The sequence below is a fragment of the Nocardia veterana NBRC 100344 genome, from assembly GCF_000308855.1.
GTDB lineage: Bacteria > Actinomycetota > Actinomycetes > Mycobacteriales > Mycobacteriaceae > Nocardia > Nocardia veterana.
The window spans coordinates 1-18923 of the sequence record NZ_BAGM01000033.1; the positions used below are offsets into that span (position 1 = coordinate 1).

Annotated in this window: 21 protein-coding genes; 14 read left to right on the plus strand and 7 right to left on the minus strand. The window is 68.2% G+C overall.

The genetic code is table 11. The features are described from left to right. Nucleotides 1-142: 142 nt before the first annotated feature. The 4 genes from ON37_RS06170 (at nucleotide 143) to ON37_RS06185 (ending at nucleotide 3290) form a co-directional block, all read left to right on the plus strand. Entirely contained in the window at nucleotides 143-757 is a 615-nt protein-coding gene (locus tag ON37_RS06170) for a DUF4232 domain-containing protein (protein WP_040717782.1), read from the plus strand. 157 nt (nucleotides 758-914) lie between these two features. Continuing rightward, complete coding sequence (locus ON37_RS34555; protein WP_306306458.1) at nucleotides 915-1865, plus strand: hypothetical protein; 951 nt, start codon at nucleotides 915-917, stop codon at nucleotides 1863-1865. Between the two features lie 17 nt (nucleotides 1866-1882). Continuing rightward, nucleotides 1883-2218, plus strand: a complete 336-nt coding sequence (locus tag ON37_RS32735; protein WP_040717784.1) for a hypothetical protein — start codon at nucleotides 1883-1885, stop codon at nucleotides 2216-2218. A gap of 16 nt (nucleotides 2219-2234) precedes the next feature. Beyond that, a complete protein-coding gene (locus ON37_RS06185; protein WP_040717785.1) occupies nucleotides 2235-3290 on the plus strand; it encodes a glycoside hydrolase family 183 protein in 1056 nt (351 codons plus the stop codon). Between the two features lie 10 nt (nucleotides 3291-3300). Here ON37_RS06185 and ON37_RS06190 read toward each other — a convergent pair whose 3' ends face one another. From ON37_RS06190 to ON37_RS06200, 3 genes are all read right to left on the minus strand, one after another. Beyond that, nucleotides 3301-3774 carry a hypothetical protein gene (locus ON37_RS06190; RefSeq protein ID WP_040717788.1) on the minus strand — a complete coding sequence of 158 codons (474 nt, stop codon included), beginning with the start codon at nucleotides 3772-3774 and terminating at the stop codon, nucleotides 3301-3303. 92 nt (nucleotides 3775-3866) lie between these two features. Further along, nucleotides 3867-5402: an acyl-CoA synthetase gene (locus tag ON37_RS06195; protein ID WP_040717792.1), complete on the minus strand. Its 1536-nt coding sequence runs from the start codon at nucleotides 5400-5402 to the stop codon at nucleotides 3867-3869. A gap of 74 nt (nucleotides 5403-5476) precedes the next feature. Continuing rightward, a complete protein-coding gene (locus tag ON37_RS06200; RefSeq protein WP_040717852.1) occupies nucleotides 5477-6235 on the minus strand; it encodes an IclR family transcriptional regulator in 759 nt (252 codons plus the stop codon). A 278-nt stretch (nucleotides 6236-6513) separates the two neighbouring features. On the opposite strand from ON37_RS06200, the gene ON37_RS06205 reads away from it, so the two are divergent. The 8 genes from ON37_RS06205 to ON37_RS06240 are packed head-to-tail and all read left to right on the plus strand — an operon-like array spanning nucleotide 6514 to nucleotide 14175. Further along, nucleotides 6514-7557: an NrtA/SsuA/CpmA family ABC transporter substrate-binding protein gene (locus ON37_RS06205; protein ID WP_040717795.1), complete on the plus strand. Its 1044-nt coding sequence runs from the start codon at nucleotides 6514-6516 to the stop codon at nucleotides 7555-7557. Between the two features lies 1 nt (nucleotide 7558). Further along, nucleotides 7559-8398 carry an ABC transporter permease gene (locus ON37_RS06210; RefSeq protein ID WP_040717796.1) on the plus strand — a complete coding sequence of 280 codons (840 nt, stop codon included), beginning with the start codon at nucleotides 7559-7561 and terminating at the stop codon, nucleotides 8396-8398. Then, nucleotides 8395-9162 (plus strand): ABC transporter ATP-binding protein, encoded by a 768-nt coding sequence (locus ON37_RS06215; protein ID WP_051031267.1) that lies wholly within the window; start codon nucleotides 8395-8397, stop codon nucleotides 9160-9162. Before ON37_RS06210 ends, ON37_RS06215 begins: the two co-directional genes overlap by 4 nt. Next, nucleotides 9159-10184 carry an ABC transporter substrate-binding protein gene (locus tag ON37_RS06220; protein WP_040717797.1) on the plus strand — a complete coding sequence of 342 codons (1026 nt, stop codon included), beginning with the start codon at nucleotides 9159-9161 and terminating at the stop codon, nucleotides 10182-10184. Before ON37_RS06215 ends, ON37_RS06220 begins: the two co-directional genes overlap by 4 nt. Next, complete coding sequence (locus ON37_RS06225) at nucleotides 10181-11311, plus strand: LLM class flavin-dependent oxidoreductase (RefSeq protein ID WP_040717798.1); 1131 nt, start codon at nucleotides 10181-10183, stop codon at nucleotides 11309-11311. The genes ON37_RS06220 and ON37_RS06225 overlap by 4 nt, the downstream gene beginning before the upstream one ends. Further along, nucleotides 11308-12477: an LLM class flavin-dependent oxidoreductase gene (locus ON37_RS06230; protein WP_040717800.1), complete on the plus strand. Its 1170-nt coding sequence runs from the start codon at nucleotides 11308-11310 to the stop codon at nucleotides 12475-12477. The genes ON37_RS06225 and ON37_RS06230 overlap by 4 nt, the downstream gene beginning before the upstream one ends. Before the next feature lie 7 nt (nucleotides 12478-12484). Beyond that, entirely contained in the window at nucleotides 12485-13192 is a 708-nt protein-coding gene (locus tag ON37_RS06235; protein WP_040717801.1) for a class II aldolase/adducin family protein, read from the plus strand. 35 nt (nucleotides 13193-13227) lie between these two features. Then, complete coding sequence (locus ON37_RS06240; RefSeq protein ID WP_040717803.1) at nucleotides 13228-14175, plus strand: ABC transporter substrate-binding protein; 948 nt, start codon at nucleotides 13228-13230, stop codon at nucleotides 14173-14175. Nucleotides 14176-14186: 11 nt separating this feature from the next. Here the strand turns inward: ON37_RS06240 and ON37_RS06245 are convergent, their stop codons facing one another. Then, nucleotides 14187-14462 carry a hypothetical protein gene (locus ON37_RS06245; RefSeq protein WP_040717805.1) on the minus strand — a complete coding sequence of 92 codons (276 nt, stop codon included), beginning with the start codon at nucleotides 14460-14462 and terminating at the stop codon, nucleotides 14187-14189. 160 nt (nucleotides 14463-14622) lie between these two features. Next, a complete protein-coding gene (locus tag ON37_RS06250; RefSeq protein ID WP_040717807.1) occupies nucleotides 14623-14820 on the minus strand; it encodes a hypothetical protein in 198 nt (65 codons plus the stop codon). Nucleotides 14821-15042: 222 nt separating this feature from the next. On the opposite strand from ON37_RS06250, the gene ON37_RS06255 reads away from it, so the two are divergent. Next, nucleotides 15043-16578 carry an aldehyde dehydrogenase family protein gene (locus ON37_RS06255; protein ID WP_040717855.1) on the plus strand — a complete coding sequence of 512 codons (1536 nt, stop codon included), beginning with the start codon at nucleotides 15043-15045 and terminating at the stop codon, nucleotides 16576-16578. Nucleotides 16579-16703: 125 nt separating this feature from the next. Here ON37_RS06255 and ON37_RS06260 read toward each other — a convergent pair whose 3' ends face one another. Continuing rightward, entirely contained in the window at nucleotides 16704-16919 is a 216-nt protein-coding gene (locus ON37_RS06260; RefSeq protein WP_040717809.1) for an Rv3202a family protein, read from the minus strand. 435 nt (nucleotides 16920-17354) lie between these two features. Between ON37_RS06260 and ON37_RS06265 the strand changes: the two genes are divergently transcribed. Next, nucleotides 17355-17720, plus strand: a complete 366-nt coding sequence (locus ON37_RS06265; protein ID WP_040717811.1) for a MerR family transcriptional regulator — start codon at nucleotides 17355-17357, stop codon at nucleotides 17718-17720. Nucleotides 17721-17747: 27 nt separating this feature from the next. Here the strand turns inward: ON37_RS06265 and ON37_RS06270 are convergent, their stop codons facing one another. Beyond that, the gene (locus ON37_RS06270; RefSeq protein ID WP_040717813.1) at nucleotides 17748-18917 is read right to left on the minus strand and encodes a zinc-dependent alcohol dehydrogenase; all 1170 of its coding nucleotides are present in this window, start codon (nucleotides 18915-18917) and stop codon (nucleotides 17748-17750) included. Between the last annotated feature and the right edge of the window lie 6 nt (nucleotides 18918-18923).

The window sequence follows — 18923 nt, forward strand, 5'->3', positions numbered from 1 at the left end:
AAGATCTTATTTTGCCACAAGTTTTCCGGAATTCCGAACGGGACGTTCACGCAGGCCCGCTCGGACCGCGCTCGCTCCTCGGCGTGCGGCACCGCGTCGAAAGGCGTTGACCGGGACCGTTCCCGGAGTACGGTGGCCTTTTGTGAAGAGAAGGCGAACGGCGGGCCGGCTGATCATCGCCGCGGTGCTCGTCACCGTCGCCGGTTGCGGCGCGCACGACTCGGCATCGGATGCGACATCGGCTACCACCGGACCGGCGCTGGGGGTCGGGTCGTTACCGCCGGGGGCGGCGGCCACCGCGCGGGAAGCCGATTCCGATGTGCCGCAATGTGCTACGGCCGACTTGCGGGCGAGCCTCGGGCAGGAGACGGCGGCCGCGGGGACGGTCGCGTTCCCGATCGTCTTCACCAACGCCGGATCGGGACCGTGTGTGGTGGAGGGGTTTCCGGGTGTCTCCTATGCCACCGGTCCCGACAGTGAACCGGTCGGTGCGCCCGCGGCGCGGGACGGGGGGTCGGCCGGCCCGGTGCGGCTGGCGCCGGGTGAGCAGGCGTCGTCGTTGGTTTTCGCGGCCGATGTGCACAATATTCCGCCCGATCGGTGCCGGCCGGTGGCGGTGCCGGGCTTGCGGATCTACCCGCCGGACAACACCGCATCGGTGTATCTCGACCGGGCCGCAACGGCGTGCGGTAACGGGCAGGTGACTACCGCGCAGCTCAGGGTGCGTGCGGTCGTGGCGGGCGCCCGCGGGCAGTAGCGCCCGCCGTACGGGTTTCGTTGTGGCAGCGTGGATTACGACGTGGTCACGAGAACGGCCGTATCGATGCCGGGAGCGGAGTAGCCTCGGAGAATGAGATAGCCACCACACGAAACCCGGTCCCGCCCAAGGGCCGGTCGACCTCTTGGAGGGGATTATGGTCGATTCCCTTTTCGCCGACGTGTCCGAGTTCCAAGTGCCGGTCGACGATTCGTATCCCTATCGGATCTTCTCGTTCCGCTCCAACGACGGGACCTACCAGGACCACAACTTCTATCAGAACTATTCCTGGGCGGCGCAGGCCGCCGATTCCGGCCGGATCGCCTGCTTCATCGTCTACTTCTACTGGCGGCCCAATTGGCTCGACACCGTGGACACCCATCGCGGCATGGTCGGCCGGGCGGGTGGCCCGCATCCGAAGATGATCACGATGATCGACGTGGAGTCGGGTGGCAATCCCGGCGGCGATCAGTCCGACGGCATCAACCGCGCCTACTGGCGGCTGGCGGATTGGCTGGGCTCCACCCGCCGGGTCATCGGCTATGCCAACCGGCCCGATTTCGACAGCATGTGGCCGATCCGACCGGACGGGCTGAACATGATCGGCGCCGGGTACGGCAGCAACCCCAATCTGCCCGGGCAGATCGCGCACCAGTACACCGACGGTCAGGGGTACGGCGGGGGACTGCCGGAGGGCGCCCCGCCCTTCGGTAACTGCGATATGAACTCCGCCGACGGGTTCTCCCCGGAGGAGTTCGCCAACCAGGTCGGGGTGGGTGTCGTCGCGCCGGACCCGGTGACGGACATGTGGATTCAGTTCATGGGGATCGGCGGCAACGGGTGGCCACAGCTGGCCGGTCACACACTGGTCGACGGGGTCGCCGCCGTCGGGCAGACGCTCGGCCTGCCCGGCTTCGCGCCGCCGCCGGGGCCGACGCAGGTTCCGTTGCCGCGCGACACCGACGGCCGGATCCGCGACGAGTGGATTCAGATGCGCGGTCTGCAGGGTGACGGCTGGGCACAATTGGGGGGCAGGTCCCTGGTCGACGCGATCGCGGCGATCGGCCGGAAACTCGACATCCCCGGCTTCCAACCACCTACTCGCTAGTCCGACGGAGTCTTCGCATGCCGACAATCGCCAGCACGAACGGCCGCTTCTTCGTGATCACCGAATGTGTGCCCCAGGTCCGGGCGGCGGCGACGGCCGCCGCCGCCGGGGGCGCCCTGGCCGCCCTCACGTCCGCGTCCGTGGCCGAAATCGTCTTCCCGGACGGTGCGTTCGACGGTGTCACCGCGTGTGATGCCGCACAAGCCGGGCCGACCGCGTGGTTCGCCACCTACAACGGCGGAGTTCCCGCCGGGTGTGTCTACGCCATCGATCTCAGCACCGGCAAGATCACCACCGAGAACGCCAACAGCGCGGCGGCTTGGACCAGGTTCGTCCTCGCCGCACCGGCCTGAGCCGGGATCGGCCACCATGCCGAACCACTGGGGCACCCCGCTCACCGGATACTCCGGAAGCTCGGCCGCGCAATTCGGTGTCGGCGGTACCGATCTCGGCATCCCGTACGACCGGAGCCGCTTCGAACCGGGTGGATCGGGTTTCGTCTTCGGTGACACCTTCACCGGCGACAGCCAGGGATCCGGCACCTGGCTCGGTTCACCGGTCCTGTTGTTCGCGTCGGATCCGCCGGATGTGACGACGACGTTCACCGCGACACCCGGCGGGGGACCGGCACGGCAGGCCCTGACCTACGCGCACAACGCCGACAACGGCTACGGGGTGGAGGTCAGCCGGATTCCGTCCGACGCCTTCGTCGACCCGAACGGCCGAACCTGGTTGAGCTACACCAGCGTTCACGACTGGTACGCCCCCGGCGATCGATACGGGGCGCTGTTCTGCGGACTGGCCTACTCCGACGACGACGGCCGCACCTGGACCGACTACGCGGCCGTGTGGCCGAACGACGGCAGCGACGGCTACGACGGCTGGAGTCCGTTCATGATGCAGACCTTCGCCGGTATCGGGAACAACAACGACGACGGCTACGTGTACGTCCTGGCGAAGGAGTGGGGGCGGATCCACAACCGGAACGGACCGATTCTGATGCGCGTGCCGTGGCAGCGGGTCGCCAGTCGCGCCGACTACGAGTTCTGGGGTTACAACGGATCGGACTGGCAGTGGGGAAATCCCACGCCCACGCCGCTGTTCGCCGGGGCCGGGCCGATCGGTGAGCTGAGCGTGAAGAACATCGTCGGGACCTGGGTGATGGCGTATTTCGATGTCGACGGCTACTGCATCTCCACCCGCACCGCGCCGGCGATCGACCGAGTGTGGACCGCCGCGAAGCCGCAGATCTACGGCGCCGTGCCGTGGTGGCGGTTCTGGGTGCGTTCCTTCCCGCAACTCTACGGCGGATTCGTTCATCCTCGCTCGGTCTCACCCACCGATGTGACCCTGTATGTGTCGCAATGGAACACCACGACGAACAACCCGTATCGGGTGATGCAGTTCGACGGCATCCATCCCTGAGCCGGTTGGATCAGAACCGGTACTGCCCCACCGGATTCGGCCGCACCTCGATCGGTGGCCGCGCCTGCTCGGGGACGGCGTTCAGTGGGGCGTACCAGGTGACGCGGTTGCCGGGCCCGTATTCGCAGCGTCCGGACACCAGGCGGGCGCGCGCCTCCAAAGCGGGAAAGGCATCCGGCCGGCCCCCGTCCCGGCCCGGTTCCGTCCCGAGGGTTTCGACGGTCACCGTGAGGTAGTCGTCGAGGGAGACGGTGACGACCAGCGTGTCGGCCCCGGCGTATTCGAGCGCTCGGCAGGCGATCTCGCGGACGACGACCTCGGCGTGCCCGGCCAGACGGGCATCCACCGCCTGTGCCGGTCCGGTGATCGCCGTGACGATCCGCAGCATGGTATGCCCGACACATCGGTGCACGATTTCGTCGATCCGACTGAGCAGACGTGCCCCGGAGAGCACGTGGTCGTCGTCCGTCGGGGCAGCAGCCATCGCGGCCAAACCTCTTTCACCCGCCTACGACGAACCCGCCCGTGCGCTCGAGCCGGGTACGTCCCCTTCAGTATGTCCCATATCTTTGAAATCTAAACAACTGTATTCCCCGATGTGCGAAGTTCGCGTTTGAGTAGCTTGCCGCTCTGGTTGCGCGGCAGCGCCGCGACGAAGCGAATGCGCTTGGGCACCTTGAACGGTGCGATCCGCTCCCGGGTGTGGGCGATCAGCTCCTCGGCGGTCACCGACTCCCCGTCGCGGACGACCACCACGGCGGTGACCGCTTCGATCCATTTCTCGTCCGGGGTGCCGACGACCGCGACCTCCGCGACCGCCGGATGGGTGTAGAGCGCGTCCTCGACCTCGCGCGAGGCCACCAGGATGCCGCCGGTATTGATCACATCCTTGATTCGGTCGACGACCGTGATGTATCCCTCGGCGTCGCGGGTGACCAGATCACCGGAATGGAACCAGCCGTCGCGAAACGCCTCGGCGGTCGCCTCCGGATTGTCCCAGTAGCCCTGGCACAGTTGCGGTGAGCGGTACAGGATCTCCCCGGCCTCACCGGCGGCGACGTCGTTGCCCGCGGCGTCGACGATCCGGGTTTCGACGAAATGGACGGCACGCCCGCACGAGGCCGGCCGCTCGGCGTGCTCCTCGGGCCGCAGCACGGTGGCGAGCGGGCCGATCTCGGATTGGCCGAAGCAGTTGTAGAAGCCGAGATCGGGATACCGCTCGCGCAACCGGTTCAACACGGTGACCGGCATGATCGACGCCCCGTACTGCGCCTTGCGCAATGCGGACAGATCCCGCCGGTCCAGGTCGGGATGATTCGACAGCGGCACCCATACGGTGGGTGCCAGGAACAACGACCCGATCCGCTCGGCCTCGATGCGCCGCAATATCTCCGGAATGTCCGGGGTGGCCATCAGGTTCACGGTGGCGCCGACCGACAGGTACGGCAGCGCGAACACGTGCATGCCGGCCGAGTGGTACAGCGGCATGGCGACCAGTGGATTGTCCTCGGCGGTGAGGTCCAGGGCGATCACCGAGGAGACGTACTCGTAGCCGAGCGCCTCGTGAGTCATCATGGCGCCCTTGGGCTTCGACGTCGTGCCGGAGGTGTAGAGCAACTGGGCGAGGTCGGTGGCGCCGGCCTGGGGCGCCACCTCCGGCACCGGGCCGGAATCGGCCACGGTGAGCAGCGACGGGTCGGCGTCGCGGAGTGGGACGATCCGCTCGAGCGCCGGCAACTCGGCGCGCACGCTCTCGACGGTGTCGACGAGCGCGGGATCGACCAGCACCGCCCGCGCACCCGATTGGCCGAGGAGATAGCTCAGCTCTTCGCCGCGCAGCGCGTAGTTCACCGGCACGTGCACCAATCCGGCGCGGGCGCAGGCCAGGAAGCCGATGAGATAGGCGTCGGAGTTGGTGCCGTAGGCCGCGATCCGGTCACCGGCGACGAGTCCGAGCCCGAGCAGATGTGCTGCGGCCCGGCTGACCGCGGCGTCGAGTTCGCGATAGCTGCGCGAGCGGCCCTCGAAGGTCACTGCGATGCGGTCGGGGACGCGGGCCGCCGAGCGGCGCAGCACGCCGTCGACGGTGTTGGTGCGAGGATCGAGACTCATGGACGTCAGAGTATCGGCCGTCAAACTATTTCGGATCGGTTTGCGCGGTCGTCGAGATCCCGTGGGGTGTGCGGTTATCCCGGCCGGCCGTCGGTGGCGAATCGGGTGGCGATGTCGGCGGCGGTCACCTTGCTCAGTTCGACCAGCAGGGGAAGGCGTTCGGGGAGCATGAGGGTGGTGGGGCCGCGCAGGCCGAGGGCGAATCGGCAGTCGCCCGCGGGGGAGAGGATGGGCAGCGCGATGGTGCGGAAGCCGGGATCGAGTTCTTCGTCGTTGTAGGCGTAGCCGCGGGCGCGGGTGCGGTCGAGTTCGGCGCGCAGTTCGGCGGGACTCGACACCGAGCGGTCGGTGCCCTCGTCGTAGGGGAGGGTGGCGAGGAAGTCGTCCGGCACCTCCGACCACGCCAGCAGTGCCTTGCCCAGTGCGCTCGCGTGCAGGGGGAGGCGCACACCCATCAGCCGGTGGCCGTCGGTTTCGCGCCACCGGCTGGTGCCGAGCAGCACCGCGTGGATGCTGTGCCGGATCGCCACCGAGGCGCTGGCCCCGGTGCTGACCGCCAGTTGTTCCAGGCTCGGTTCGGCCAGGTAGATCCGGTGCTGCCGGTAGGCGATCTGCCCGTATTCGGCCAGTGCGCCGCCCATCCGATAGCGGCTGGAGGCCTCGTCCTTCTCCAGGAAACCGGCATGTACGAGGGCGCTGAGCAAACGGTGCGTGGTGCTGACGGCAAGGCCTTGCCGCCGCGCGACCTCGGAGACGCCACGTTCCTCGCCGTCGCGGAAACAGTCGAGCACCGACAGGGCACGGGTGACGGTCTGCACGCCGGAGGCTTCCACGACGGCGACGGTAACACACGCCGTCACCGGAGACGGCTCGTTCATTCCATTATTCGGGAAGTCGGTCTCGGTCCCGCTTCGGCTTACGCTGCGCAAAATTCTGGACCCGACTCGTAATTTGCGCATGGCACCCGGCGTATCGGACACCTACACCGATTCCGAGTGGTGCGTCAAGTTTTCCGATCTGCGGAAAGCATTACCTCGCAACGGCAGCGCTTCGTCCCTACTGTCGCGGTATCCCGTCGACTTCGGTTCGTATTCGGAAGAGGTGCTCCACGATGTTTCGCACGCGCAGGCCACACGGTTGGCGACTCGCGATCGCGCTCGCCCCCGTCGTCGCTCTGGTCGCGGCGTGTGGCTCCGGATCCGCGACCGAATCGGGCGCCGGATCGCAGCTGGTGTTGAAGGTGGCCGATCCGGGCAACGCGGGCCCACTCGCGGTGGCCAAACGCGACGGCACATTCGACAAGGCCCTGGCTCCACTGGGCGCCAAGGTCGAATGGGTCAACACCACACCGGGTTTCAGCTCCATGCTCAAGCTGTTCAACACCAAGCAACTCGACGTCTCCGGCGCCGCGTTCAGCCCGGTGGTGGGTGCGCTGTCGAAGGACGTCGCGGTCCGCATCGTGGCGGTGCAGGATCCGGCCGGGAAGGACCAGAGCGGCATCATCGCCACCAAGGAATCGGGCATCCACTCGGTGGCCGAACTGGTCGGCAAGCGGGTCGCGGTGAATCCGGCGGGCAAGGGCGAGTACATCCTGCTCAAGGCCCTGGCCCAGGCCGGTATCCCGGCCGACAAGGTGACGCGAGTTCCGTTGCAGCAGAAGGACGCCGCCTCGGCCTTCGCCACCGGCAAGGTCGATGCCTGGGCCTCGTTCCTGGTGCCCTATCAGGAGGCCAAGGCCAACGGCGGCGTGGAAATCGCGACCGAGCAGAGCATCGGCTCCAAGGACAACACGGTGGTGGTCTTCCGTACCGAGATCCTCGACAAGCGCCCGGAGATCGCCGCCAAATATCTGGAGGTGTTGCAGGGCTTGACCGTTCAACAGCACGACAATCCGTCCGCGTTCGAGAACGTCTTCGAGCAGACCGGCCCGCGCGCACTGACCGGCGCCCGGCTCGCCGATGCCATCCGGGTGGACAGCGAGGCCACCGTTCCGCGCCTGCCGCGGGAATCCGATGCCGCCGACCTTGCCGACGTGGTCGACCTGTTCGCCGGTAACGGCGTGATCAGCCGTACGATCACCGCCGCCGACATCTTCTACGACCTGAAGGCCAAGCTCACCCCCGACCAGCTGGCCGCGCTGAAGACGGGCCGCTGACATGACCGCCGTCATCGCTCCCGTCGTATCCACGGGCCGGCTCGCACCGCCGCGCAGCCGGATCGAGAAGCGCAGGCCCGCATGGCTGTCGGTGCCGCTGCGCTTCCTGCTTCCGGTGCTGATCTTCGCCGGCTGGTGGATCGGGTCGGCGACCGGCGCGCTGTCGCCGGAGGTGCTGGCCGGCCCGCCGAAGGTCTGGTCGGCGTTCACCGAACTGGTGAACAACGGACAGCTGGTCGATTTCGCGCTCGCCTCCTTCGTCCGCGCCGGACTCGGGGTGCTGCTCGGCGTCTCGGCCGGGTTGCTGCTCGGCTTGGCCGCCGGACTGTCCAGCCTCGGTGAGGAATTGGTCGATTCGACGATGCAGATCGTGCGCGCCGTCCCCTTCCTCGCGCTGGTGCCGCTGTTCATCGCCTGGTTCGGCATCGACGAGTTGTACAAGGTGCTGCTCATCGCCGTCGCTACCGTCGCGCCCATGTACGCCTACACCTATCTCGGCGTGCGCAATGTGGACCGCAAGGTGGTGGAGGCCGCCCGCGGCTTCGGGCTGGCCGGGCCGCGGCTGGTGCTGGAGGTGATCCTGCCGTCGGCGCTGCCCGGCATCCTGATGGCGCTGCGAGTCTGCCTGTCCATCAGCATCACCGGCCTCATCGCGGCCGAACAGGTCGGCACCAGCAAGGGTGTCGGATATCTGGTCACCCTCGCGCAGGAATACAACCGCACCGACTACATGGTGCTGTGCGTCGTGCTCTACGCGGTCCTGGGCTTGATCTTCGACGGCGCGGTGCGGCTGATCGAGCGCTTCGCGATGCCGTGGCGCGGGCAGGTGGCGATCCGATGACCGCCGTCGACGAACCACACACCGACACAGCGCTCGCCGTGCGGCTGGTCGGACTCCGAAAAGCCTTCGGCGACAAGGTTGTTCTCGACGGTGTCGAGCTGAGCATCCGCCGCGGTGAATTCGTGGTGCTGCTCGGCCCCAGCGGCACCGGTAAGACGACGCTGCTGCGACTACTCACCGGACTCGAGGCCCCGGATGCGGGCGACGTGCTGGTGCCCGCCGTGCGTACCACCGTCTACCAGGAGCCCCGGCTCATCCCGTCCAAACGCGTTCTGGCGAATGTGGTTGTCGGGCAACGTCGTTCCAAGCCGGTCCGGGAGGCAGGCCTGCGCGCCCTGGCCGAGGTCGGACTCGACGGGAAGGCGCGGCAGTGGCCGGCCACCCTGTCCGGCGGCGAAGCCCAGCGCGCCGCTCTCGCCCGCGCACTGGTCCGGGAGCCCGAACTGCTGCTGCTGGACGAACCGTTCGCCGCACTCGACGCCCTGACCCGGTTGCAGATGCAGGACCTCGTCGGCGACCTGGTGGAGCGGCATCGCCCGGCGGTGCTCATGGTGACCCACGACGTGGACGAGGCGGTTCGGCTGGCCGACCGGATCCTCGTGCTGAACCAGGGCCGCTTCGCCGTCGACATCGATATCGACCTGCCCCGGCCGCGTGACCGGACCGACCCCGCCGCCCTGCGCTATCAGGCGGCTCTGCTCGCCGAACTCGGCGTCGGGCACACCCAACCATCGAATTCCCCGAACTCACGGAGCATTTCATGACCGACACCCTCTGGTACACCCGCTGCCCCGTCCCGACGGCCAGCGGTCTGGCGCACAGTCTGGGCTGGCTCGGGGAAACCGCGCAGCGCAGCGGCCTCATCTTCGGCGTCCTGCAGGACGCCGGGCCCGAACTGGCCGGATTCCACTTCGATCACGCGCTGCCCGGCCTGGTGCGCGAAGGCGGCAACGTGCCCGCGCTGGCGGCTCGCGCCGCCGGCTCGCCCACTCGGCTCATCGGCCTCACCTGGATCGACGAATCGCAGGCCATCCTGGTCGGCCCGGATTCACCCGTCACCACCCCGGCCGAGTTGGCCGGTCTGCGCATCGGTGTTCCGGCATGGGCACAGGATCAGGCCCGCAGCTTCCCGCGGGCCATGGCGTTGCACGGCTTCGCGAGCGCTCTGCGGCTGGGCGGTCTGACCCTCGCCGATGTCACCGTGGTCGAACTCGCCGTCGAACGAGATCCGCAGGTGCGCACCGATGTTCAGCAGCGGACCCGCCGTGTCACCTGGGGCGCGGAGGAGCTGCTGCGCGGCGAGGTCGACGCGATCTACGTCAAGGGCGCACGCGCCCAGGAAGTGGCTACCGAGCACGGCTTGCGGGTGGCGGTGGACCTCGACGCCACCGACAGCAAGCGGCTGCGCGTCAACAATGGCACCCCGCGGCCCATCACCGTGCATCAGCATCTGCTCGACACCCGACCCGAGGTGGTGATCGACTTCCTCGCGCAGAGTCTGCGCGCCGCCGACTGGGCCGCCGGCAATCTCGACGGCGTCCGCGCGGTACTGCAACGCGAAACCCTCTCCGGCCCCGACGGAGTCGTGGCCGCCTACGGGGAGGACTTCCACCGCGGCCTGCACCCCAGCCTGGACGACGAACGGCTCGAACTGCTGGGCGTGCAGAAACAGTTCCTCTACACCCACGGCTTCCTCGCCGCCGACTTCGACCTCGACTCGTGGGTCGCGCCGGAACCCCTGGCCCGAGCACAAGAGCTGGTCGCGGCCGAACGGGCGGCGGCATGACCGAGTATCTGTGGCGGCTGCCCAGCCGCGGTGACGGCCGCCGGGCACGCCCGGAGCTGCGGCATCGCGGTGGTTTCGGCGCTCCGGCGCCCACCCCGGCGAGCGGGCGCACCGGTCATGGTGTGCCCGATCGCGAACCCACCGATGTGCGGCCCGGCCGCTTCGGCCCCTTCGACGACCTGCACCAGGTGATCGACGCCGCCGAACTGGCCGGACTCGACGGCGTCCTCGCACCCTACGATCCGCTCGGCGAGGAATCGTGGATCGTCGCCGGCGGCGCCCTGCGCGCCACCCGGCACAGCCGGGTGATCGTCGAATTCCAGCCCGCCTTCGGCACTCCCGTCTACGCGGCGAAGGTGTCGGCCACCCTGCAGCGCCTGTCGGCGGGGCGGCTGGGCTGGCGCCTGGCGGTCGACACCGACGACGCGGAGGCGCGCTCGCGCGGCGACCGGGTCTCCGGTGCCGACCGCTACCGTCGCGCCGCGGAATTCCTCACCGTCGCACGCGGTGTGTGGAATCGGGATCCGGTGCCGGCGGCCGGATTCCAGGGCACCGGATTCGATTTCGCGGGCGACTACTACGACGTGATCGACGGCGGTTTCCGCGGCGTGCTGTCGGGCCTGCCCTTCCCGACCGTCTACCTGTCCGGCACCTCGCCCGAGGCCCTGGACCTTTCGGCACGTCACGCGGATGTGCACGTATTCACCGAATCCCCCGACGGCCCGGGCGAACAGCTGGCCGCGCTGCGCGCCCGCACCGGCGAGACCGGACGCACCGTGCGCGCCGGACTCGAGATCCCGGTCATCGCGCGCGAGTCCGAGGACGAAGCCTGGGCGCGAGCGGAACGGCAATGGCGTGAGGTGCGCCCGGACGGGCCGGGCGCGCGATCGCTGGCGCTGGGCGACGGCCGCTGGGCCGGATTCGACCTGCTCGGGTATCCGCAGGCCATCGGTCTGGTCGGCAGTTACGAGCAGGTGGCCCGGCAGCTGCAGGTCTATGCCGCAACGGGTTTCGACACCGTCGTGCTGTCCGGGCACCCGCACATCGAGGAGATACACCGGGCCGGTGAGCATCTGCTGTTCCTGGCCGATCCGGCCGGACGCACCCTGAAGGAGGTCGCGCTGTGACCATCGACGTCTACTGGCGCATCGGTATGGAAGGCGACCACGCCTCGCTGCGCACGCCACGCCGCTACAACCGCGGCAACGCCGGCGGCTACGGTCCGGGCAATATCGCCCCGGCCGTGCGCGGCGGTGAACTCGACGGCTACAGCTATATCGATCACGTCGCCGCCGTCGCGCGAGCCAGCGAATCCGCGGGATTCCTGGGCGGGCTCCTGCCCTCGTTCCCGGTCACCGAGGATCCGTGGGCCTTCGCGGCCGCACTGGCCCGCGAGACCACCACCTACCGCTTCATGGTCGCCTTCCAGCCGGGCTTCCTGCACCCCGTGCAGGCCGCGCGCATGTCGGCCAGCCTGCAGCGCGCCACCGGCGGGCGGCTCGTCTACAACATCATCAGCGGTGGCGGCGGTCCGGCCCAATTGTGGTGGGGCGACAAGGTTGCCCACGACGACCGCTACGCCCGCACCAGTGAATTCCTGGATGTGCTGCGCGGAGTCTGGGACGGGCGGCCGTACACCCACGACGGCCGGTTCTTCCACACCGAGGCCGCCGCCCTGCCGCCGGGCCTGGCCGGGCAACCGTTCCCGGAGGTGTACTTCTCCGGGTCCTCCGGCGCCGCGGTGCAGGCCGCCGGACGCCACGCCGACTACTACCTGTCCTGGCTGGAACCCTTCGGCGACCTGCGGGCCAAATTCGACGGTGTGCGCGCCCACGCCGAAAAGATCGGCCGCACACCGAAGTTCGCGGTGCGCATCGACATCCTGGCCCGGCATACCGAAGAGGCGGCCTGGGACGAGATCCGCAAGGGTTGGGCCTTCGTCGACCGGGAGGCCGCCAACCGTGCCGCCCAGGGCGATTCGGTGGGAGCGGCGCGGATCAAGGGCTGGGTGCCCGAAACCATCACCGGCTACCGGGATCTGGAGGTGCAGCCCAACGTCTGGTGCGGTTTCAGCCTGATCCGCGGCGGGCCCGCCTTCGGGCTGGTCGGCAGCTACGAACAGGTCGCCCAGCGCCTCGACGAGCTGATCGACCTCGGGGTCGACGCCTTCATCCTCGCCGGCAATCCGCATCTGGAAGAGGCCTACCGGGTCGGCGAGGAAGTGCTGCCGCTGCTCGGCCGATCCCGCCTGACCGCACCCGATGCCACCCCCGCCCTGACGCACGCCCACTAGGAGAATCGTGACCACCACCGAAATCCGGCTCGACGACACCGTCACCGAATTCGTCGCCGCCGCCACCCGCGACGCCGAGAAGGCGTTCCGGGTCTTCCGCGAGACCGGCACCGTCGCCGGCAACGGGACCGTCAACTTCGTCGAACGCGTCCCCGGCACGGAGATCGCGGTCGCGCTCAACGAGCCCGGGCCCTGGGCCGACGACCGCACCGTGCGACCGGTCGTCGCGACGTTCGACGGAGAGGTGTTGTCGGGCACCGGTTCCGCGGGATTCGTCACCGGCTACGCCGCGGTCTTCCGCGCACACTCGGACATCACCTCCGTCGTGCACGTGCACAGCCCGTGGCTGGGCGGCTGGGCGCAGACCCACCGCACCTTCCCGATCCGCTACGCCGCCGTGCAGCGGCTGACCCTGTCGCGAGAGATCCCGCCGCATATCGACCGCAGTATCGGCGCGGGCGAGTTCATCCTCGGTCAACTGGACCGCGACCCCGACCTCATCGCCATCTTCGAGGCCAACGGCGGCGCGAACGTCATCGGCCGGGCCGGACTGCTGGACCTGGCGAAGCTGGTCGTCTTGCTCGAGGAGGGCGCCCAATACCAGGCGATCGCCGAAACCCTCGGCGGCTCCGTCGAATTCGACGCGTCCAATCTGGCGGTGCAGTGGGGGCGCACCGGGCTGGCCGACGAGGCGCGCCGCCGCGGACTGATCTGACCCCCTACTTCCGTACTTTCCCGAGGAGCATCCCCATGAGTGTTCGGGTCGGCTACTTCCCGCACAACAATTCGCTGTTCGTCCTGCGCCACCGCGGCATCCTGGAACGCGCGCTGCCCGACGTGGAGTGGGTGGATCTGCGCGCCCTGCCGCAGCCGCCCCGCGCCGACGTGAAAACCGCACTGCCGTCGCTGCATTCGGACTACCTGTTCGGCGCGAACGGCTACGACTTCATCGGCACCGGCTTCACGCCGCCGATCACCGCGCTCGGCAACGACCGCGACATCGTCTACGTCGGCATCTCCGGCCCGCGCATCGAGAACGGCAGGTTGGTCACCAAGGCCGGCAACGGCATCGAATCGGTGGCCGATCTGAAAGGTAAGCGGGTCGGCATCGCCCACGGCTCCTGGCAGACCACGCTGCTGCTGTTCGCACTGGACCGGGCCGGACTGGGATGGTCCGATATCGAACCGGTCGACACCGACGTCCACGACGGCGGCGCCCTGCTGCTCGATGGCACCCTCGACGCGTGGGTCGGCGCCTATCCGGGTCTCGCCGCGGTCGAGGCCGAGGCCGCCCTGCACACGCTGGTCGATACCGAATCCGTCTTCAGCCACCCGTCGCTGTGGTTCACCCGCCGCGATTTCGCCGAGGGCAACCGCGCGGCCCTGGAGGCGATCGTCACCGCTCTGCAGGAATCCGACGCCTGGATCGAAGCCAATCCGCGCGCGGCGGCCCGCTACTTCGTCGACGATGTGGTCGCGCGCGGTGGCACCGCCGACCTCGACGCCTGGGAAGCCGCCCTGCGCGGGCGGCCGTTCGGCATCGGGCCGGTGACCGAGGAGTTCCTCGACGAGCAGCAGCGTGCCGCCGACCTGCTCGCAGCGAACGGGCTACTGCCGGAACGGATTCGGGTGCGCGACGCGGTCGATCCCGCGATCGGTGAATTCGTCGCCCGCCGGCAACCGACCCCGGCCAACTGAGCGGACGCGAATCAGACCCGCTCCACCGTGCTGCGGCGCAGGATCCGGATGGCGCCGACGCACAGGAACGCCAGCACGACGAACACCCCGGACACCACCACATTCCTGGTGGTGGAACTACCGCTGACAGCGGGCGTGGTGATCGCGAGGAGCACCGAGGCGATGCCGCAGGCCGCCAAGCTGGCCTGGAACGCCTGCGCCCGTCGATCCTGAAGGGCGCGGGCGACGAACATCGCGGCGACACTGGTGAACCAGACCGCCATCCCGATCCCGAACAGAATGCTCATGCTGCCCCTGCCTCTCGGGTGCCGCGGATCCGAGCGAGACCGCTTGGCTCCGCGGCACATTCATGTCTGTGACCGAGAGAGTATGACGCATGATCGGCGCGGTACCGGGCACGGACCGCTCGTTCGGGAATCGCTCGTTCGGGAATTCGGATACCGCGTGTCACCCCGCGACGGTGCGCGGCGGTGTGATCACTCGGGTACTGCGGCGGGCGATACCGCTCACCGGCTCGCCCGCCATCACCGCGGTCCACCAGTCGTCCAACGCGCTGGGTTCGGGCCACCGCACCACCGGTTCCCGATCGTCGGCCCGGGTGGGCGCCCCGGCCTCGGGCTCCTCGAAGCCACCTTCGACAGGCATACCGCTCATCTCCCTCATCGAGGATTCACGCTGCACAGCCAGGAAACCCCGGATTCGGGCCGGTAAACACCCGATCCGAAACTGGAACGAGTTCTAGCCATGGGTAGACAGATTTGGTAAGTTGTCTACTGCGTCACAGGGGACGGTCGTCGTGCGGTGAGCTCGGTAGCGGCGGTCCTCGTGTATCGAGCGAATCGGACCGCGACCACCGAGGGGAAGAGCATGGCCATCGTCCACGCATTGCCGACCACCGACGGCGACCGGCGCAAGCTGGCGTTGGACAGTCCGGTGGACCGTCGGCGAATCGGGGAACTCGAGGTCGACACCGCCGACGAGGTGCGCGCGGCCGTGGCCCGGGCCCGGGCCGCGCAGCCGGCCTGGGCGGCGCGCAGCGTGGCCGAGCGGGCCGCCGTTCTGCGCTCCGCGATCGGCGTGATCGTCGCCCGCCGGACGGAGATCGTCGAGACCATTCGCGCCGAAACCGGCAAGCCGGAGGTCGAGGCACTCGGGGTGGAGATCGTGCCGTCGTGCGACTTCCTCAACTACTGGACCGGGCGGGCCCGCCGCGATCTGCGCCCGCATCGGCAAAAGCTGCACGGCTATCTGCGCCCGATGAAGAAGCTCTACATGCAGTACCAGCCGCTCGGCGTGGTGGGCGTCGTCACGCCGTGGAACGCGCCGTTCGTCCTCTCGCTCAATCCGGTGGTGCAGGCGCTGGTCGCCGGAAATACGGTGGTGTTCAAACCTTCCGAGGTGACACCGCGCTCGGGTGAATGGGTGGCCAGGGTCCTGCACGAGGCCGGGGTGCCCGAGGATGTCGTGCAGGTGCTGCACGGTGACGGCGAAACCGGTGCGGCACTGGTGGATTCGGATATCGACAAGGTGTGCTTCACCGGAAGTGTCGGCACCGGTCGCAAGATCGCCGCCGCGTGCGCGGCCCGATTGCTGCCCTGCACCCTGGAACTGGGCGGCAAGGACGCCATGATCGTCTGCGCCGACGCCGACCTCGAGCGGGCGGCCGCGGGTGCGGTGTACCTGTCGATGTTCAACACCGGACAGGTCTGTATGAGTGTCGAACGCATCTACGTCGTCGACAGTGTCGCCGACGAGTTCATCCGATTGGTGACCGAGAAGGCGGCCGCGGTCACCTACGGACCCGGTGCCACGGATATGGGTCCGCTGTTCTGGGATCGCCAGCGCGACATCGTGATCCGGCATATCGACGACGCGAAGGCCAAGGGCGCCGAGATCGTGGTCGGCGGCGCCGCCGATTCCGGTGACGGCCTGTATTTCCAGCCCACCGTCGTGGTCGGCGCCCACCACGAGATGGAGCTGATGACCGAGGAGACCTTCGGGCCGGTGACCGCGATCATGCGGGTGCGCGACGAGGAGGAAGCCATCCGGCTGGCCAACGACTGCAAATACGGGTTGAGCGGTTCGGTGTTCACGAAGGACGCCGTCAAGGCGCGCCGGATCGCCGCGCGGCTGACCACCGGTTCCGTCGTGCACAACGACGCCGCGGTCATCTACGGCGTGCCCGAGGCGCCGTTCGGCGGTCGCAAGGACAGCGGCGTGGGGCAGGTCAACGGACCCGATGCGCTCCGCGGTTTCACGCACGCGCAGCCGGTGCTGATCGACCGCTGGCAACCGAAGGGGGAGAGCATCTGGTACCCCTACTCGGAGAAGACGATTCGCAGCCTGGACGGTCTGATCCGGTACGGATTCGGCAACCGGATCCTGCGCCGCCTACTGTCCTGACGCCGACTTCGCGCGCCACTGCCGTCGCCGCAGTGGTCCGATCTCTCCGAAGCGGGTAACCACCCGACCGGCCCGGGACCCCACCGCGGGGGGCGATGAGGTCCCGGGCCGGACAAGGGCCGGATTCAGTACGCGAGACAGTCGTACTCGTCGTCGTCGTGCGGCGTGATCCAGTTCTGATCGATGCGGTCGCTGATCTCGGCGGCATCGAAGGCGGCGCGGATGCGTTCGGCCAGCGGATGCATCGCCGCGGTGTCGAGGCCGGCTTCGAGGTCGCGGTCGATGACCGGCGTGTTCTGCTCGGCGCGGTCGAGGTCGCTGCCGGATTCCAGGATGGGCATGGCGATCTCCTCCCTCGAACGTGAACGAGTGGTGGCAAAGAGCCGGGTGAGCCCGGCAGCGTCCGCGAACCGGGCCCACCCGTCGACGGAAGGAACATGAGGACTGACCGATTACCGGGTAGACGAGTTGTGTCGCACCCGGCGGAAGGATCTTCCGGAAGACGGGCACCACCTCGCTTTCGATCCTCAGATAATCTCTGTCAGATCACACAGATAATAGGTAGCACTCGGCCATGATGTCTGCAAGGCGTTGCCGAGAAAAAGTCGAGCGATTCCGGTAGGAACGACGCCGGCGGAGTCCGGCTGAACAGGGATAGTGCCAGGTCTTCCGGTCGGATAATCTCTGGAGTGCGCCAGAGATTTTTTCCGTGGATGGCCACAGGTGGAGGTCGACAGCTGCGGAGATACGCTGTAAGGGTGACAGAAAGGAGTGAGATGGGTTCGGACCGGCCCGATGGACACCTCCCGGACGCGCAGCAGGCGGTCTACACCATCTCCGTCGCTGCCGAACTCGCCGGTATCGGTGTCCAGACGCTGCGGCTGTACGAGCAGCACGGCTTGATCAATCCCGCCCGTAGTGCGGGTGGAACCCGTCGCTACAGCGGAAACGATCTGGCTCGACTGCGCCGGATCACCACGCTCGCCGGACAGGGTATCCATTTGTCGGCGGTCGCGCGGATCCTCGATCTCGAGGACGACAACATCGCGCTGCGCGAACACAATACGGTGCTGCGTGAGCGCAATACGGTGCTGACCGCCGAACGCGACCAACTGCGCGACGACCTACAGAATCAGGCGTAGCCGGGGATCGGCGGCCGAGCGAGGGGCTCACGGCCGGAAGATCGCGCGAATACACCCTTGTTCCTTGTTCTTGAACAGTTCGTATCCGCGCACCGCGTCCGTCAGGGGCATGTCGTGGGTGACCAGATACGAGGGGTCGAGGTCGCCCTGACGGATGTAATCGAAGATCCGCGGCACGTAGCGTTGTCCGTGTTGCTGGGAGGTGCGGATGGTCAGGCCCTTGTTGGTGACGACACCCATCGGGAATTTGTCGGTGAGCCCGTAGATTCCGAGCACGGAGACCACACCGCCCTTGCGGCAGGCCAGCAGGGCCTCCCGCAGTGGTGTCGCCCGGTCGGTTTCGAGGCGGAGCAGCTGTTTGGCGCGGTCGTAAATCTGCTGGAGCCCCGTTCCGTGCCCCTCCATGCCGACGGCCTCGATGCAGGCATCGGGCCCGCGGCCGCCGGTCAGCTCGAGGATCTCGTGCTGCACGCTGTCCACCGCCGTGTAGTCGATGGTTTCCGCGCCGAACTGCTTGCGCGCCAAGGCCAACCGTTCCGGATAGCGATCGACGACGATCACTCGCTCGGCGCCGAGCAGCCGGGCCGAATGCCCCGCCATCAACCCGACGCCGCCACTGCCCCAGACCGCTACCGTGTCCCCGGGCGCGATATCGCAGAACTCGGCGCCCATCAATCCGGTGGGCACTGCGTCGGAGACGAACAGCGCCTGTTCGTCGGTGATCCCGTCCGGCACGGTGAAGCAGTTGACGTCGGCGAACGGCACCCGGATGTACTCGGCGTGCGAACCCTGGTACCCGCCGAACGGATGGGTGTAGCCGTAGATGCCGGCCGTCGGGAACCCCAGAACCGGACGCTGCATCGCGGCATTCGGGTTGGTGGTGTCACAGGACGCCCACAGCTCGTGGGAACAGAACCAGCACGAGCCGCAGCCGATGAAGGAGGGGACGACGACCCGCTCGCCCAGCGTCCGGCGAGTCACCTCCGGCCCGAAATCCACGATCTCGCCGGTGAACTCGTGCCCGAATACGTCTCCGTGCCGCATCCCGGGCAGGTAGCCGTCGATGAAATGCAGATCCGAGCCGCAGGTCGTGGTGAGGTTGACCCGCACGATGGCATCGTGCGGATTGACCAGTTGTGGATCCGGGACCGTCTCGACCGCGAGATCGTTGACACCGTTCCAGCAGAGTGCGCGCATCCGTCG

Coding starts and splice junctions, on each gene's coding strand:
- ON37_RS06245 (WP_040717805.1), bottom strand. CDS start 14,462: ATGAGCATTCTGTTCGGGATCGGGATGGCGGTCTGGTTCACCAGTGTC.
- ON37_RS32735 (WP_040717784.1), top strand. CDS start 1,883: ATGCCGACAATCGCCAGCACGAACGGCCGCTTCTTCGTGATCACCGAA.
- ON37_RS06225 (WP_040717798.1), top strand. CDS start 10,181: ATGACCGAGTATCTGTGGCGGCTGCCCAGCCGCGGTGACGGCCGCCGG.
- ON37_RS06195 (WP_040717792.1), bottom strand. CDS start 5,402: ATGAGTCTCGATCCTCGCACCAACACCGTCGACGGCGTGCTGCGCCGC.
- ON37_RS06185 (WP_040717785.1), top strand. CDS start 2,235: ATGCCGAACCACTGGGGCACCCCGCTCACCGGATACTCCGGAAGCTCG.
- ON37_RS06220 (WP_040717797.1), top strand. CDS start 9,159: ATGACCGACACCCTCTGGTACACCCGCTGCCCCGTCCCGACGGCCAGC.
- ON37_RS06215 (WP_051031267.1), top strand. CDS start 8,395: ATGACCGCCGTCGACGAACCACACACCGACACAGCGCTCGCCGTGCGG.
- ON37_RS06260 (WP_040717809.1), bottom strand. CDS start 16,919: ATGCCCATCCTGGAATCCGGCAGCGACCTCGACCGCGCCGAGCAGAAC.
- ON37_RS06270 (WP_040717813.1), bottom strand. CDS start 18,917: ATGCGCGCACTCTGCTGGAACGGTGTCAACGATCTCGCGGTCGAGACG.
- ON37_RS06210 (WP_040717796.1), top strand. CDS start 7,559: ATGACCGCCGTCATCGCTCCCGTCGTATCCACGGGCCGGCTCGCACCG.
- ON37_RS06190 (WP_040717788.1), bottom strand. CDS start 3,774: ATGGCTGCTGCCCCGACGGACGACGACCACGTGCTCTCCGGGGCACGT.
- ON37_RS34555 (WP_306306458.1), top strand. CDS start 915: ATGGTCGATTCCCTTTTCGCCGACGTGTCCGAGTTCCAAGTGCCGGTC.
- ON37_RS06205 (WP_040717795.1), top strand. CDS start 6,514: ATGTTTCGCACGCGCAGGCCACACGGTTGGCGACTCGCGATCGCGCTC.
- ON37_RS06240 (WP_040717803.1), top strand. CDS start 13,228: ATGAGTGTTCGGGTCGGCTACTTCCCGCACAACAATTCGCTGTTCGTC.
- ON37_RS06255 (WP_040717855.1), top strand. CDS start 15,043: ATGGCCATCGTCCACGCATTGCCGACCACCGACGGCGACCGGCGCAAG.
- ON37_RS06265 (WP_040717811.1), top strand. CDS start 17,355: ATGGGTTCGGACCGGCCCGATGGACACCTCCCGGACGCGCAGCAGGCG.
- ON37_RS06250 (WP_040717807.1), bottom strand. CDS start 14,820: ATGCCTGTCGAAGGTGGCTTCGAGGAGCCCGAGGCCGGGGCGCCCACC.